The 15630-nt window shown below is 38.7% G+C and carries 13 protein-coding genes; 12 read left to right on the top strand and 1 reads right to left on the bottom strand.

Translation table 11 applies throughout. The annotated features are described in order from the left end of the window. The first annotated feature begins 63 nt into the window (after positions 1 to 63). From IAG46_RS01430 to IAG46_RS01475, 10 genes are all read left to right on the top strand, one after another. Complete coding sequence (locus tag IAG46_RS01430; RefSeq protein ID WP_190808536.1) at positions 64 to 894, top strand: S1 RNA-binding domain-containing protein; 831 nt, start codon at positions 64 to 66, stop codon at positions 892 to 894. Positions 895 to 1047: 153 nt separating this feature from the next. Beyond that, entirely contained in the window at positions 1048 to 1647 is a 600-nt protein-coding gene (locus IAG46_RS01435; RefSeq protein ID WP_190808537.1) for an SPOR domain-containing protein, read from the top strand. A gap of 2 nt (positions 1648 to 1649) precedes the next feature. Next, complete coding sequence (gene menA, locus IAG46_RS01440) at positions 1650 to 2558, top strand: 1,4-dihydroxy-2-naphthoate octaprenyltransferase (RefSeq protein ID WP_190808538.1); 909 nt, start codon at positions 1650 to 1652, stop codon at positions 2556 to 2558. A gap of 32 nt (positions 2559 to 2590) precedes the next feature. Continuing rightward, the gene (locus IAG46_RS01445) at positions 2591 to 3346 is read left to right on the top strand and encodes a LytTR family DNA-binding domain-containing protein (protein WP_190808539.1); all 756 of its coding nucleotides are present in this window, start codon (positions 2591 to 2593) and stop codon (positions 3344 to 3346) included. 551 nt (positions 3347 to 3897) lie between these two features. Beyond that, entirely contained in the window at positions 3898 to 5859 is a 1962-nt protein-coding gene (locus tag IAG46_RS01450) for a sensor histidine kinase (protein ID WP_190808540.1), read from the top strand. 89 nt (positions 5860 to 5948) lie between these two features. Next, positions 5949 to 7001 carry an o-succinylbenzoate synthase gene (locus tag IAG46_RS01455; RefSeq protein WP_190808541.1) on the top strand — a complete coding sequence of 351 codons (1053 nt, stop codon included), beginning with the start codon at positions 5949 to 5951 and terminating at the stop codon, positions 6999 to 7001. After that, positions 6992 to 7930: a CPBP family intramembrane glutamic endopeptidase gene (locus tag IAG46_RS01460; RefSeq protein ID WP_190808542.1), complete on the top strand. Its 939-nt coding sequence runs from the start codon at positions 6992 to 6994 to the stop codon at positions 7928 to 7930. Before IAG46_RS01455 ends, IAG46_RS01460 begins: the two co-directional genes overlap by 10 nt. Continuing rightward, positions 7887 to 8993 carry an AMP-binding protein gene (locus tag IAG46_RS01465; RefSeq protein ID WP_190808543.1) on the top strand — a complete coding sequence of 369 codons (1107 nt, stop codon included), beginning with the start codon at positions 7887 to 7889 and terminating at the stop codon, positions 8991 to 8993. Before IAG46_RS01460 ends, IAG46_RS01465 begins: the two co-directional genes overlap by 44 nt. A 31-nt stretch (positions 8994 to 9024) precedes the next feature. Beyond that, positions 9025 to 10371 carry a M24 family metallopeptidase gene (locus IAG46_RS01470; RefSeq protein WP_190808544.1) on the top strand — a complete coding sequence of 449 codons (1347 nt, stop codon included), beginning with the start codon at positions 9025 to 9027 and terminating at the stop codon, positions 10369 to 10371. Between the two features lie 104 nt (positions 10372 to 10475). Next, positions 10476 to 12692, top strand: coding sequence for a TonB-dependent receptor plug domain-containing protein (locus IAG46_RS01475; protein WP_190808545.1), 2217 nt, complete (start codon positions 10476 to 10478; stop codon positions 12690 to 12692). On the opposite strand, the gene IAG46_RS01480 is transcribed toward IAG46_RS01475, so the two are convergent. Next, a complete protein-coding gene (locus IAG46_RS01480) occupies positions 12693 to 14321 on the bottom strand; it encodes an acyl-CoA carboxylase subunit beta (protein ID WP_190808546.1) in 1629 nt (542 codons plus the stop codon). A gap of 65 nt (positions 14322 to 14386) precedes the next feature. Here IAG46_RS01480 and IAG46_RS01485 point away from each other — a divergent pair, with 65 nt between their 5' ends. Together IAG46_RS01485 and IAG46_RS01490 are read left to right on the top strand one after the other, a co-directional pair. Next, complete coding sequence (locus IAG46_RS01485; protein ID WP_190808547.1) at positions 14387 to 15370, top strand: Gfo/Idh/MocA family protein; 984 nt, start codon at positions 14387 to 14389, stop codon at positions 15368 to 15370. A 74-nt stretch (positions 15371 to 15444) separates the two neighbouring features. Beyond that, positions 15445 to 15621, top strand: coding sequence for a CAL67264 family membrane protein (locus IAG46_RS01490; protein ID WP_168796318.1), 177 nt, complete (start codon positions 15445 to 15447; stop codon positions 15619 to 15621). The last annotated feature ends 9 nt before the right edge of the window (positions 15622 to 15630 follow it).

Genomic DNA, 15630 nt, shown 5'->3' on the forward strand with positions numbered 1-15630 from the left:
GTATTTGAAGCTGCCTAATGGCAGCTTTTTTTATACCCACAATTTCCTTCTACCTTTGCGGATATGATAAAATTGGGAAACTATAATACCCTAAAGGTGTTACGCAGTACAAGCGTTGGATTATTTCTTGGAGACGAAGAAGGAACGGAGGTTCTCCTGCCCAACAAATATGTGCCTCAGGATTTTCAAATTGATGCAGATTTGAAAGTTTTTTGTTATCTGGATAATAACGAAAGGCCCATTGCAACAACACTTGAACCGTACGTACTGCGAAATAATTTTGCATTTCTTAAAGTGGTTGAGATCAGTTTATTCGGAGCCTTTGTTGATTGGGGATTAGAAAAGCATTTATTGGTGCCTTTCAGGGAGCAGAATGGAAGAATGGAGGAAGGCAAAAGCTATGTTGTGCATTGTTATTTGGATGAAGAGAGTTTTAGGTTGACCGGTTCCGGAAGAATAGATAGATACTTAAACAACAATCAGCTCAACTACGAAATACACCAAGAAGTGGATGTATTGGTTTGCAGAAGAACACCCTTGGGATGGGAGGTAATAATAGAAAATAAGAACAAAGGGTTAATTTTTGAAACCGATGTTTTCAAACCCATTGCCGTTGGAGACAGACTAAGAGGTTATATCAAAAATGTGAGAGAGGATAATAAAATTGACATTACGTTACAGCCAATCGGCGCAAAAATGTTAGAACCTACCGCCCAAATGATTTTTGAAAAACTTAAAGAGAACAATGGTTTTTTACCATTTCATGATAAATCTTCACCCGAAGTCATTAAGGAAGCGCTGCATTTGAGCAAGAAATCGTTCAAAAAGGCAATTGGGATTCTGTATAAAGAGCGCAAAATAACCATCGAAGCGGATGGAATCCACTTAGTGTGATACGTGAAGGCTATATATAGGTCACATTTCTGATGATTATTTGCCGGCGTTTAGTTTTTTTCTTTCGTTAAAAATTTTACATTTGTAGAGAGTAGATTAACTCCTTGACAACTATGTCGTTAGCATGTTGTAAGAAAATAAAACAAGCCTAATATGCCCTTTATAGAAGAAAGTGATCTGTTGGACCTGCATAAGGATGTTGACAAGGCCCAGATAATAAACGAGAGACTTTTAGATCAGATAAAATATAAGAACAAGGACCTACGAAAAATAAGACTACAGCGAAATGTGCTTTTGGGCTTTACCATTTTGTTCGTAGTAGGCACCTTGGCGATTACTTCATTCACCGCCGGATTAAGCAGCAAGAACTCCTTTGAAAATCACAATAACCTGTTGGTTTCTATTGATAGTTTGGATGCCATTAAAACACGAATCGATAATCTTAAATCCCAGAATGAGGAATTGAGTTTGGTTCGCGAATTCTATTTGGCAAAGGCATTTTTAGATAAGGAAACAATCTATTCCGTGCAGGTTAAATCCTTTGTCGATAACAATGTGACCTTGGCTTCCGAAGCATTGACCAATACGCTCTTTGTAAAGACCAATCCTTTTTATGCGTATTCCCTAGGGAATTTTGAAACTTTGGATGAAGCACAATCCTTTAGAAAGCAATTGGTGAACATGGGCTTCAGAGATGCATTTGTAGCTTCTTACCAAGATGGGAAAAGGGTAAAAATTGAAGATCCCTATTAATTTTGGCAAACATTAAGGTCTGGATACAGGCCGCGCGACTCCGCACATTACCTTTATCGCTATCCGGAATTATTGTAGGTACCTCTTTGGCTATTATTGAAGGGTTTTTTAATACTACTATATTTATATTGGCCTTGTTGACCACGGTGGCCTTTCAAATAACTTCCAATTTTGCCAATGATTACGGTGATGGTGTAAAAGGCACTGACAATGAAGATAGAATTGGTCCGGCCAGAGCCTTACAAAGTGGATTACTTTCCAAATCGACCTTGAAAAATGGCATAATTATGTCAATCATAATAAGTCTACTTCTGGCTTTTTTGCTGATATATAAATCCTTTGGCATTGAAAACCTGAAACTCATTTTACTTTTTATGGTTTTGGGTATTTTAAGTGTTTGGGCCGCTATCCGATATACCATGGGTTCCAATCCATACGGATACAGAGGATTGGGAGATGTTTTTGTTTTCCTTTTCTTTGGATTGCTTGGGGTATTGGGAAGTATGTACCTGTTTACAAAATCGTTACAATGGAATTCTTTTTTGCCGGCAACAGGAATAGGACTTTTATGTGTGGGTGTTTTGAATCTTAATAATTTGAGAGATGTGGTTTCCGATGAAAAACACGGGAAACATACCCTAGTGGTAAAAATGGGGTTTGGGAATGGAAAAAGGTACCATTTCATTTTGATAGCATTGGCATTTGCGTGTTTTCTGAGCTTCACCTGGATAAAAAATATTCATATACAACATACATTTTACCTATTGGCATTTCTACCTATTTTCATCCACCTAAAAAGGGTAATGAATACGAAAGAACCTGGAAAACTTGATGGAGAACTCAAAAAATTGGCCTTGAGCACCTTTCTGCTGTCCTTGCTGTTGTTCACAGCAGTTAAGTTTTTTTTGTAATTTTGGTAACAACCCACTAAACATTAATCGACTTGGAACACCCTATTAAAATTCTAATTGTAGAGGATAATGTAATTATTGCTGATGATATGCAATCGATGCTTGAAGAAATCGGGTATGAGATTGTTGACAATGTAATTGTATATGAACAGGCCGTTGACGTACTAAAGAACAACCATGTTGATTTGGTGCTCATTGATATTATTCTTGCTTCGGACAAAACAGGTATAGATCTTGGGAAACATATTAGAGATGTATATAACATTCCTTTCATTTTTGTAACCTCCAACTCGGACAGAGCTACGGTTGAAAATGCGAAAATGGTTAAACCTGATGGTTATTTGGTAAAACCTTTTGAGCAACAAGATTTATATACCTCCATAGAAATTGCACTATCCAATTTCAATTACGCTAGAAAAGAGAAAACGAAAGAGATAGCTGGGAATGAAGGTGACGCCTTTACTTCCAATTCTGTTTTAAAAGATTCCATCTTCGTAAAAAAACAACATTTGTATTACAGAATCCAGTTTGGTGACATTCAGTTTATCAAAGCGGACAATGTGTATTTGGAAGTTAATACGGTGGATAAGAAGTTTCTTGTACGGTCGCCCCTAAAAGACTATTTGGAGAAACTCCCTAAGAATAAATTCTACAGGGCTCATAAATCGTACATCGTTAATGTAGACCATATTGATGCCATAAATTCAAAGGATATTATGATTAATAATAACCTTATTCCCATATCCAAGGATTTTAAGGAGTTCATTATATCCTCAATGAATAGCTAAAGCATTGCATTTAATATAATATTTAAGAGTGCCCCGATTGGGGCACTTTTTTTATGTTACAATTACATTTACTTCAATGACAACAACTTTTAAGGTGTTCACAACAATAGTTTTCTACTCATTGTAGATGCCTATACTTTAGCAGTGTTATTAGTTCAGAAAAGTAATTTTTTCATTTTCATATAGTGTTCTCGTAAAAGGGTCTTGTTCGAAAGGATAGGGCCTTTTTTGATTAGCAAAACAATTGGACCGCTTTGGCGATTCTATGAAATGCACAAAACATCGATAAAGTGACTTTTGCATACACCTGAGTCTTTTTCACAACAGAAATTGGCACTTTCACAACAATAGTGAATAAGTCATATAGCAAGCATTTAATTTTGTGGGTAAACCTACGTTCTAATAATAGAATGGTCACTTAAAAACTTGCCAGGTATTTGGTGTTTGGCATTGGGGCATTCAAACCGAGAATAGGTTCATTTTTACACGAAATGAAACATTAATTTGTAACAGGTAGTTGAAATTTTGCTGCTGATACCTTTGGTAAATACATGGTAGACTATTTTAAAAAAATAACCACGATATTTTTCTTCGCTTTTCTGTTGGGTGCATCAGCCCAATCTGCACAAGATGATGAAATCAGCACGTTAAAAGAATTCCAGGCCGCCAATGGTTCATCCAATAGGTTTGAAACTTTTTTTAGTTCCGTAGACCGCTATAATGTGAACTCCGCTTACGATTGGTTGGATACCATTAAGGTCTATCTTTCAAACGCCCATAAAACCAATGATACCATTGCAGCCAGACTCTACATGGTAATGCAAACACAGGTGTATAATGATTTAGGCGAGTATGATAAAAGTACTGCTTTGGCCAAAGAACTGTACGCACTTAAAGATTCCTTGGATTCAGATTCAAGAAAGGTTGTTCTTGAAGTTTTGGATGACAATTATGCCAATCTTCAACTATACGACAAGCAAATTGAAGTGCGAAAGGAAAAGAGAGAGCTTGGTTTTACAGATAACGTCGCCTTTTATGATATCTACAGCAACTTAGGATTGCACCGAAAGGCCAGAAACCAATATATAATGGAGGTAAAGCCTACCATTGCGGACAATGATTCCTATGGATTGGCAAAATACCACAATAAGGTGGGTAACTACCTAAGATTGGACAATTCGGCTCCTACGGCCGTAAGCGAGCTTAAAAAGGCCAAGGCCTATCTTGATGTTTTTATCAATGATATTTCTGCACAAAAGACAGAAGAACAAATTTTTGAAAGTGACCTTTTAAAAGCTGAAATAGAAGGCAATATTGGTAAGTGCCATGTGCTTTTAGGTGAATATGAGGAAGCTATACCATTATTGGAAAGTAGTATAGAAGCCTTATCGTCAACATCGGACACCCACTACAGGAATGAAGTGATTGAAAACACCTTAAACTTGGCTGATGCGAACTTGCAGTTGGAAAAATATTTGTCAGCTAAAAGGAGTTTGGACAAGGATTTCAACAGTATCAGTTTACTTCAAAATATTAAACGTAATAGTTTGCTTGCTGCCTATTATGACAAAGTTGAGAATTTTAAAAATGCAGCAACATATTACAAACGAAACGAAAGAATAAAAGATTCATTGACCCAAAAGCAATCCTCGATCATTAAACAACAGTTGGTGACCATAGTTGCCAATGAAGATTTGGAAAACTCCCAACGCCTGATTGACGAACAAAAAAGAATCAATGAATTGGCACGAAATGAAATGAAGGCCAAGGACGAACGAATCAACCTAGTATTTATCTCCCTTATTTTTACACTTCTGGGCTTCGCTGGCTTGGTCTATGCCTATCTTAAAAGTATAAAGAACCAACGTTTGATAGCGGAGCAAAAGCATATCATTGAAAATGCTTTGGTGGAAAAAGATTCCCTGTTGAAAGAAATACACCATAGGGTGAAGAACAATCTTCAGATGGTATCCAGTTTGTTAAGTCTGCAAACCAAGAACACGCGAAGCAAATCGGCAATCGAAGCTTTGGAAGAAGGCAAGAGTAGGGTGAAAGCTATGGCACTGATTCATCAAAAGCTTTACCAAAACGATGATTTATCCGTCATTGAAATGCAGGGTTACATCGAAAGTTTGATAAATAGCGTACAATCCGTTTACAAAAAAGGCGGACATAACATAAGCATAACCATTGATGCCGAAGGAACTGAATTGGACATCGATCGTGCCATTCCATTTGGACTTATCTTGAATGAGCTTGTTTCGAATTCTTTCAAATATGCTTTTCCAGAGAATGATGAAAACGGGAAGATTTACATTCACCTTAGAAAAAACGGTGGGCAAGGTTATTTTGAATACACCGATAATGGTATTGGTCTGCCCGAAGATACCGAAGAACGAACCCATTCTTCCATGGGAATCCGCCTCATGAACCGACTTGTAAACCAATTACAGTCCAAACTCAATATTGATAAGGCCGATGAAGGTGTACGGTTCTGGTTTAACTTTAATTAATGTTATTCATTTTTAGTTCTCAGCTCGAGGAGAGTCGAGATCTCTTCATACGTTTTAATTCAAAATATGACTAAATTTGGAGCAACCGAATGGAAGCTACCTATACAAAGTACATTCTTGATTTTAAGATTCCCAGTGGAACATCCCGGGGAGTAATGACCCAAAAAGAAACTTGGTTCCTCATTCTTAGTGATAATGGTAAATATGGAATAGGCGAGTGCGGAATATTAAGAGGATTAAGTGTAGATGATGTTCCCGAATACGAAGAAAAACTTTCATGGGTTTGTGATAATATTCATTTGGGTCAAGAGGAATTGTTTGCACAACTCTTGAGTTTTCCATCCATTCAATTTGGATTGGAACAAGCTTTTTTATCCCTTCAATCCCAAACACCTTTTCAACTTTTTCCTTCAGAGTTTACCTCAAAAGAGGCTCCAATACCAATCAATGGGTTAATTTGGATGGGAGATGAAGCTTTTATGCTTTCCCAATTGGAACAAAAACTGCAGCAAGGTTTTCAATGCATTAAAATGAAGATTGGGGCTATCGATTTTAAGAAGGAGTTAGATATTTTACGATCTATTCGAAGCAACTTTTCAGTGGATCAAATAGAACTTCGGGTAGATGCCAATGGAGCTTTTGCGCCAGAAGAAGCTCTTGATAAATTGAACAAACTGGCCGAATTTGAAATTCATTCCATTGAACAACCTATAAAACCCGGTAATTGGGAGAAAATGGCAGATTTGTGTGCAACTTCTTCTTTGCCCATAGCACTGGATGAAGAATTAATTGGCATTTATAATGTAACTGAAAAAGAGCACGTGCTACAAACCATAAAGCCACAATACATTATTCTAAAACCAAGTTTGATTGGTGGTTTTAAAGGTTCAGAAGAATGGATAAATTTGGCGAAACAGCAGCAAATTGGTTGGTGGGCCACGAGCGCCTTAGAAAGCAATATAGGACTCAATGCCATTGCACAATGGACGTACAGCCAGAAAACCGCTATGCCCCAGGGCTTGGGAACAGGTAGTTTGTATAGCAATAATTTTGATTGTCCTTTAGAAGTTGCAGATGGAAAGTTGTATTATAGGAGCGCCAAAGCATGGAGAACTAATCTAATAGAAGATTTATGTATATAGAACAAGGATATAAGGGTGATATCGGACTTTGGAAGTACTTTATAATCCCTTTGGGATTTATTGGTTTCATGGCCTTAAATTATGTGGCGACCGTTACATCACCAGTAAGTGTTGAAGATGCCATGCAGCAGATGATTGACCAATTGGGGTCAAACGTGGTTCTAATCATACTTTTGGCACCTTTGGCCGTCGGTTTGTTTGTTGTTTTGGGATGGACCTATTTGGTACACAGGCAATCCATTACTTCCTTGACCACTTCGAGAAAGAAAATCGATTGGAGACGGATACTTTATGCATTCTCACTTTGGGGAGGATTAACCGTTTTACTGACAGGGATAGACATTTATTTTTCCCCCGATGATTATGTTTTTAATTTGGATTGGTCCAAGTTTATCCCCCTGGCGGTCATTGCAATTATTTTAATTCCATTGCAAACAAGTTTTGAAGAGTATTTGTTTAGAGGACATATGATGCAAGGGCTTGGGATATTGACAAAAAAACGTTGGGTACCGTTAGTGGTCACCTCGGTATTATTTGGGTTGATGCATCTTGCAAACCCTGAGGTGGAGAAATTGGGAATGGGCATAATGGTATACTACATTGGCACCGGATTTTTTCTGGGGATTATGACCTTGATGGATGAAGGACTAGAACTAGCACTTGGGTTTCATGCCGCAAATAACTTAATTACCGCACTTTTGGTAACTGCGGATTGGACCGCATTTCAGACACATTCCATTTATAAGGATATTTCAGAACCCGCTTTGGGATGGGATGCATTGATTCCCGTATTCGTTGTTTTCCCGATACTACTATTTGTATTTGGCAAAAAATATGGGTGGAAAAATTGGAACCAAAAGTTATTCGGAAAAGTATTGACCGAAGATGAATTTACAGCCCTTAACAATAGTGAATCCAATTTGGCATAGTACGCATCCTGATTTTAAATTGAATGGAGTCCATTATAAATTCGATGAGCTTCAAGAAGTTGGTTACAGTCTAGTCAAAGAAGGTGAGGACCATGAGATTCCAATGGGTGAATTCTTATTGGATTGGGTATCTGACAAGGGTACCTTGGAAGTTTTTACTTCCGGTTCCACAGGAAATCCAAAAAACATTGAGCTCAAGAAGGAGCATATGATCAATTCGGCCAGTGCAACTGGCAAGTATTTTGGATTAGCTGCTGGTCATTCAGCCTTACTTTGTCTTCCATGTTCTGGTATTGCAGGGAAAATGATGTTGGTAAGAGCCATGGTTCTGGGCTTGAAGCTAAAATCGGTAGAACCCTCTTCAACTCCTCTAACTGGTATCACAACCAATTTTGATTTCGCTGCAATGGTTCCCTTGCAAGTTGAAAACTCCATAGGGCAATTAACTCAAATAAGAACTCTGATAATTGGAGGAGCACCAATTTCTTTACGATTAAAAAAAGCTTTGAAAACAGCTTCAAATGCCGTTTTTGAAACCTATGGAATGACGGAGACCATAACCCATATAGCCGCTAAAAGATTGAACGGTGACAAAATTAGCTTAGAGACGGACACCTTCGAAACCCTTCCGAACATTACCCTTTCCAAGGATAGTCGCGATTGTTTGGTCATTTCCGCCCCAAGAATTTCAGACCACGAAGTGGCTACCAACGATATTGTGGATTTAATCAGCGAAACTACCTTTCAATGGTTGGGTAGGTATGACTCCGTTATAAATTCTGGTGGAATTAAACTCATTCCAGAACAAATAGAGAAGAAACTAACGTCGCTAATCCCTTCTCGATTTTTTGTAGCTGGCGTTCCAGATAATTCTTTGGGACAGAAATTGGTATTGCTTATTGAATCCGACAATATTTTCGCAGAAAAACTTCTTGAGCGAATCAAAGGCTTAGATGATATTGGTAAATACGAGGTTCCGAAGGAAATCATTGCCATCAGGACTTTCGTAGAAACTAAGAACGGTAAAATCCAAAGAGAAAAAACCTTACTTCAAATAAAGTAAGTTTCGTAAATTAAGCGGATAAACCGCTTTCATGACAAGAATTATCTTATTTCTGTTGCTTTCAACACCTTTTATTGGCTTTGCCCAACAAATTTTACCTGAAGTAGAAAGGGCTAGGGTGGTCGATGAGATTCTTGAAGAGCGTTTCAATACCCTGCTGCCCAATTTGATGGATAAGACCGGGATTGATATGTGGGTGCTTATCTCTAGAGAATACAATGAAGACCCGGTGCTAAAAACAATGTTACCGGCCACTTGGTTAAATGCCAGACGTAGGACCATTCTATTATTTTATAGGAACAAAGCAACAGGAAGCATTGATAAATTGGCTGTGGCCCGATATAATGTTGGCAAAAGCATTCAGTCCGCTTGGGATAAAGAAAAAGAACCCAATCAATGGAAACGGTTAATACAACTCATTGAAGAACGAAATCCAGAAAAAATTGGATTAAATTTTTCAAAAGACCACAATATAGCCGATGGGTTGGACAAGACGGATTATGAAGAGTTTATAGCTAATCTGCCCAAAAAGTATAAATCCAAAGTTGTTTCAGCGGAACAGCTGGCTGTAGGGTGGGTAGAGACACGAACAGAAAGGGAGATGATTGTTTATGATCAACTTGTTGATATTACCCACGACATCATTGCTGATGCTTTTTCTGAAAAAGTGATTACTCCTGGAATCACCACAACAACCGAGGTAGAATGGTGGATGCGACAAAAAGTGACTGATTTAGGGCTCGAAACTTGGTTTCACCCTACGGTTGACGTACAACGAACCAGCGAGAAGTTGGTCGGGCATTTATATTCGTTTTCAGGTAGACCGGATGATTTGACAATTCAACCAGGAGACCTTTTGCATTGTGATTTTGGGATTACCTATTTACGATTGAATACCGATTGCCAAGAGCTGGCCTATGTTTTAAGACCCAACGAGCAAGGCGCCCCCAAATTTTTGGTTGATGCTTTAAAAGATGGAAATCGAGTGCAGGACTTTTTAACCACAAATATGATAAAAGGCAGAACGGGAAACGAAATTTTGGCCAAATCGCTGCAGGAAGCAAAGGATGCTGGGCTTCGTCCCGCAATTTATACCCACCCTTTGGGGAGTTATGGACATTCGGCAGGCACCACAATTGGCATGTGGGATTCACAAGGAGGTGTTATGAAAGATGATGGTGAAAACTATCCCTTGAATGCAAACACGGTGTATGCTATTGAATTGAACACGACCGTCCATATTCCCGAATGGAAAAGAGATATACGGGTGATGCTGGAGGAAGCTGGTTTTTATGGAGAAGAAGGATTTAGATACGTAAATGGTCGGCAAACAGAATTAATGTTGATCCCTAGGGTCAAAACGCATTTAAGAAACTGAAATTGAAATTTATCAATCCTAAACTGGCATTTATGAAATCAACTTAGCGTTGTTGGAATTGAAATGATATTTTTAAACAGGATTCTACACAATATTTAATTACCATGAAACAATTATACATTAAGCTGATTATAGTAGTCTTATTTTCCGCTTTACAATCTGCTATCGGTCAAACATCTAAAAAAGTGGATATTTACTGGGATGTGTCCCATTCAATGGTGAACAGAAACCTGGAAAAGGAATTCTATTTTTTGGATGCTTACTTCAAAGATGCCCTAGATGCAAATGTGGTATTGTTGACTTTCAGTAACCAAGTTATTTCAAAAGATGAATTCAAAGTAGTTGATGGAGATTGGTTGGGCATAAAAGAAAAATTAAAAAGTGTAGATTATGATGGAGGTACCTTCTTCGCGCCTTTAGAAGACTACGCTCAAGGCGGTGATATTCTTTTGTTTACAGATGGAAAACAAACTTTGGGCGCGACCACGCCCAATTTTGATGGAGAATTACATGTGATAAACGGTAAAAAAGATTTTGATAGGGCAAGCCTTAATTTGTTGGCAATAGTTAACAATGGCAACTTGGTAAATCTTACAGAAAATCGAAGTATAAAAAATCAATCAAATACCCAGGTTTACTCCGGTAATATTTACAAGGGAACGACTGGTTTGCCCAATGCCGAAGTTTATATCAAAGGAAATAGGAGTGAATTTTTAAAATCGGATACATCTGGGGCTTTCAAAATTAATGCAGTGGTAGGCGATACTTTGGTAATATCCTATAGAAACAATGAAAAAGTAGAGGTTCTTGGAGATGATTTATCCATAGATTTTTCATTTGAAGATAGGGGCATACAGCTAGATGAAGTAGTGGTTACCGATAATGTAAAAGTTCAAACAGGCGAAACAACTACCGGTTATGGAAAGGAAAGCAAGGAGAAACTAGGCTATGCCGTCCAATCGATAACAGATAAAGATATAACAGATATTGCCACCACGGGAAATAATGCAATTCAAGGGAAGTTTTCTGGTGTTAAATTAGGTCAAAACGATGATTTAAGTCAAATCACTATGCGTCCAAGTAATTCTATTCTGGGAAATAATTATGGATTGATTGTTATTGATGGGATTCCAACAAGTAGAGCAAACTCTGGTTCGGTAGGTCTGGCAGATGCAGCACCTGAAAGAGGTAATGACACGGCAGCTCCCAGCAGAATTACAGGCACAGGATTCATAGATCCGCAAAACATAGCAGAAATCACAGTTTTAAAAGGTTTGGCAGCTACCAATCGTTTTGGTAGCATGGGTGCCAATGGAGTATTGTTGATTACCACGAAAACCGCTCAGGTTGCTGGCCCTAAAGGTGAAAAAAGGGACTTGGCTAGACTCACCAACAATGTTTATGACGGTAAAATAAAAGTGAGTAATAAAGCTTTGGTGACCCCGTACCTTAAAGAATTGAAAAAAGGTAAAAACGTTCAGGAAGCTTATGATATGTATTTAAAACAAAGAAATAAATATGCCAACACTCCAGAGTATTACCTGGATGTGTATGCGTTCTTTTATAGTTCAAATAATGAAATAGCAGAGCGGATACTAACCAATATACTGGAAAAGGAACAACCTAGTTATGATGAACTCCGTGGAATGTTTCTGAAAACAACAGAAAACGGAAACCATAACATGGCACTTTCAGCTGCAAACAGGATGTTGGAACAATTCCCGAACAAGATTCAACCCTATTTTGATGTTGCGATGGCAAACAAAAATGTAGGAAATCATCAAGAGGCGCTGAACATGTTCAATAGAATTGTGAACGGGTCTGCCAATGAGCAATTGAATTTTGGAGGTATTGAAAAAGTTGTAGGGACAGAAATCAGGAATTTGGTGAACAAAGAACGGGCGCATCTTGATCTAAGCAAGGTTGACCAAAAATATAGGAACAACCTTACCTACAACGCACGATTGTTTTTGGACTGGAACAATGCCGATGCCGAATTTGTTGTTCAGGTTGTAAACCCACAAAAACGATTTTTTAACTGGGAACATACCGAAACAGCTGATCGTGCGCGAATCTTGAATGAATTGCAGCATGGTTTCAGCAACGAACAATTTGAGATTGTAGGAGCCGAGACCATTGGTGACTGGATTTTAAACGTCACCTATTTGGGTAATAGGACTTCTGGGAGTAAAACACCAACATTCTTAAAATGCACAGTGCAGTACAACTTTGGTAAACCAAACCAAAAGAGCGAAGAATTTATGGTTCGCCTACAAGAACCTGGAGACGAGCAGCAACTTGCAAAATTTACAGTGCAGTAACTATACTTGCAGCACTCCCATATTGAATTGCTTTTCAATAGGAGAATGATTGGCAGCTTCAATTCCCATCGATATCCAATTTCTGGTTTCCAATGGATTTATAATGGCATCCGTCCAGAGGCGTGCTGCCGCATAATACGGCGATATCTGGTGGTCGTAACGTTGTTTTATTGTATCGAACAACTCTTTTTCCTTTTGTGCATCCAACTTTTCGCCATTTTTCTCCAGCGAGGCTTTTTCAATTTGTAATAACACCTTTGCAGCCGAATTTCCGCTCATAACGGCCAATTCTGCACTAGGCCATGCAACAATGAGTCTTGGATCATAGGCTTTGCCGCACATGGCATAGTTTCCGGCCCCGTAACTATTACCGATGACCACGGTAAATTTGGGTACAACAGAATTACTGACCGCATTCACCATTTTGGCACCATCTTTTATGATTCCGCCATGTTCACTTTTACTGCCTACCATAAATCCGGTCACATCCTGTAAAAACACCAATGGAATTTTCTTTTGGTTGCAATTGGCTATAAAACGAGTAGCCTTGTCGGCGGAATCCGAGTATATGACACCGCCAAATTGCATTTCTCCCTTTTGGGTCTTGACCACCTTTCGCTGATTGGCAACAATGCCAACGGCCCATCCGTCAATTCGGGCGTAACCCGTTAGGATGGTTTTTCCGTAGCCTTCCTTGTATTGATCAAACTCTGAATCGTCTACCAAACGTTTGATGATTTCCATCATATCATATTGGTCTCCACGGGAAGCAGGCAAGATTCCATAAATGTCCTCCGGATTTTCAACAGGGGCCTTGGCTTCAATTCTATTAAATCCTGTTTTTTCAAAATCCCCAATTTTACCAACAATACGTTTGATTTTATCCAGGGCATCTTTATCATTTTTGGCTTTGTAATCAGTTACCCCACTTATTTCCGAATGCGTGGTAGCGCCTCCCAAGGTTTCATTGTCTATGCTTTCTCCAATGGCGGCTTTCACCAAATAACTTCCTGCCAAAAAAATACTGCCGGTTTTGTCAACAATCATGGCTTCGTCGCTCATTATGGGCAGATACGCCCCACCTGCTACGCAGCTTCCCATTACTGCCGAAATCTGGGTAATTCCCATGCTGCTCATAACGGCATTATTCCTGAAGATTCTTCCAAAATGTTCTTTATCAGGAAAAATTTCATCTTGCATAGGCAAGTATACTCCAGCGCTATCAACTAAATAGATAATGGGTAATTTATTCTCAATGGAAATTTCTTGCGCCCTTAGATTTTTCTTTCCGGTAATAGGAAACCATGCACCGGCCTTAACCGTGGCATCATTCGCAACTGCAACACATTGTTTGCCTTGCACGTATCCAATTTTTACCACAACCCCAGCGGAAGGACATCCACCATGTTCGGCGTACATACCTTCTCCGGCAAAAGCTCCAATCTCAATGCTTTGCGAATCAGTATCCAAAAGATAATCAATTCGCTCTCGGGCGGTCATTTTTCCTTTGGCGTGATGCTTTTCAATACGTTTTTTGCCACCGCCCAGCTTAACTTGGGTCAGTTTTTTGCGGAGTTCAGCTAACTTTAATTTATTGTGGTCTTCATTTTTGTTGAAGTCAATATCCATAATTTGTACTGCGATTTCATCTTGTTGCTAAGATAAGGAGTTATAATCATTACTTTTGGTTCCGTATGAAAAGTAAAATTAAATGGGGCATAATCGGCCCCGGAAACATTGCCAGAAAATTCACTTCAGATTTAAAATTGGTTGACACTGCTTCGGTTTCGGCAGTTGCTTCCCGAAATCTGGAAAGGGCGCAAAGTTTTGCCGATGAGTTTCAAATACCCCAGGTGTTTGATAGTTATGATTCCTTATTCGCTTCGAATGCTGTAGATATAGTTTATATAGCCACACCACATAATTTTCATAAAGATTTGGCCATTAAGGCCATGGAAAAAGGAAAGCACATACTCTGTGAAAAACCTTTGGGTATTAATAGGGTAGAGGTTGAAGAAATCATTGCAGCTGCAAAACAAAATAAGGTTTTTATGATGGAAGGACTTTGGTCGCGCTTTAATCCATCCATAAAAAAGGCAAAACAACTTGTTGATTCGGGAGAAATAGGAAATGTATCTTATGTGTATGCCGATTTTGCCTTCTATGGATTGGATAGAGATGAAGATTCCAGGGTTTTGAATCTAGATTTAGCTTCAGGTTCCTTGCTAGACATTGGAATTTATCCCATTTTCTTGGCCTATCTGATTTTGGGAATGCCTGAAGAAATTCAAGCATCTTCCAATTTTCATCCAAATGGAACCGAAATACAGACTTCTATGATTTTTCAATACCCCAATGCCCAAGCAGTTTTATATAGCGGGTTGACAAGTGATTCAAAAATGGAAGCCAAAATTTCTGGGAGTCAAGGAGAAATTATTATCCCACCGCGCTGGCATGAGGCAGATGGATATTCCCTGGTAAAACAAAAAGAGTCTCAAAAAAATGATCTTCCAAGAACAGGGATTGGCTTTGTGCATGAAATATTGGAGGTGCATGACTGTCTTATAAACAATAGATTGGAAAGCCCCTTATGGACCCATCAAAATAGCCTGGATTTGGTGGATCTTATGGATACGGTTAGAAGAAAAACTGGCATTAAATTCCCTTTTGAAACATAAAGAACTCCGGACATCTAGGATTATTTCTTTTTTTTACGATATTTGATTTTTTACCAAACCAACAACATATGGGAATGAATAAAAATACAGTGCTCGCATGGGCAACATGGATAATGATTTTTGTGGGATTGGGAATGATAGCCCTGGGTGCCTTTAAATATGATGAGGTCGCCGGTTACGGATTTGCGGCTGTCGGCATTGGTTTTTTTGCCATTGCATGGGTTTTCAATGCACTTAAAGGCCGCGTATAACTTCCATTT

Source organism: Flagellimonas sp. S3867 (assembly GCF_014698935.1).
In the GTDB taxonomy this organism is placed as follows: Bacteria; Bacteroidota; Bacteroidia; order Flavobacteriales; family Flavobacteriaceae; genus Flagellimonas.

Coding starts and splice junctions, on each gene's coding strand:
- IAG46_RS01450 (WP_190808540.1), top strand. CDS start 3,898: ATGGTAGACTATTTTAAAAAAATAACCACGATATTTTTCTTCGCTTTT.
- IAG46_RS01480 (WP_190808546.1), bottom strand. CDS start 14,321: ATGGATATTGACTTCAACAAAAATGAAGACCACAATAAATTAAAGTTA.
- IAG46_RS01465 (WP_190808543.1), top strand. CDS start 7,887: ATGAATTTACAGCCCTTAACAATAGTGAATCCAATTTGGCATAGTACG.
- IAG46_RS01460 (WP_190808542.1), top strand. CDS start 6,992: ATGTATATAGAACAAGGATATAAGGGTGATATCGGACTTTGGAAGTAC.
- IAG46_RS01475 (WP_190808545.1), top strand. CDS start 10,476: ATGAAACAATTATACATTAAGCTGATTATAGTAGTCTTATTTTCCGCT.
- IAG46_RS01455 (WP_190808541.1), top strand. CDS start 5,949: ATGGAAGCTACCTATACAAAGTACATTCTTGATTTTAAGATTCCCAGT.
- IAG46_RS01485 (WP_190808547.1), top strand. CDS start 14,387: ATGAAAAGTAAAATTAAATGGGGCATAATCGGCCCCGGAAACATTGCC.
- IAG46_RS01490 (WP_168796318.1), top strand. CDS start 15,445: ATGAATAAAAATACAGTGCTCGCATGGGCAACATGGATAATGATTTTT.
- IAG46_RS01430 (WP_190808536.1), top strand. CDS start 64: ATGATAAAATTGGGAAACTATAATACCCTAAAGGTGTTACGCAGTACA.
- IAG46_RS01470 (WP_190808544.1), top strand. CDS start 9,025: ATGACAAGAATTATCTTATTTCTGTTGCTTTCAACACCTTTTATTGGC.
- IAG46_RS01435 (WP_190808537.1), top strand. CDS start 1,048: ATGCCCTTTATAGAAGAAAGTGATCTGTTGGACCTGCATAAGGATGTT.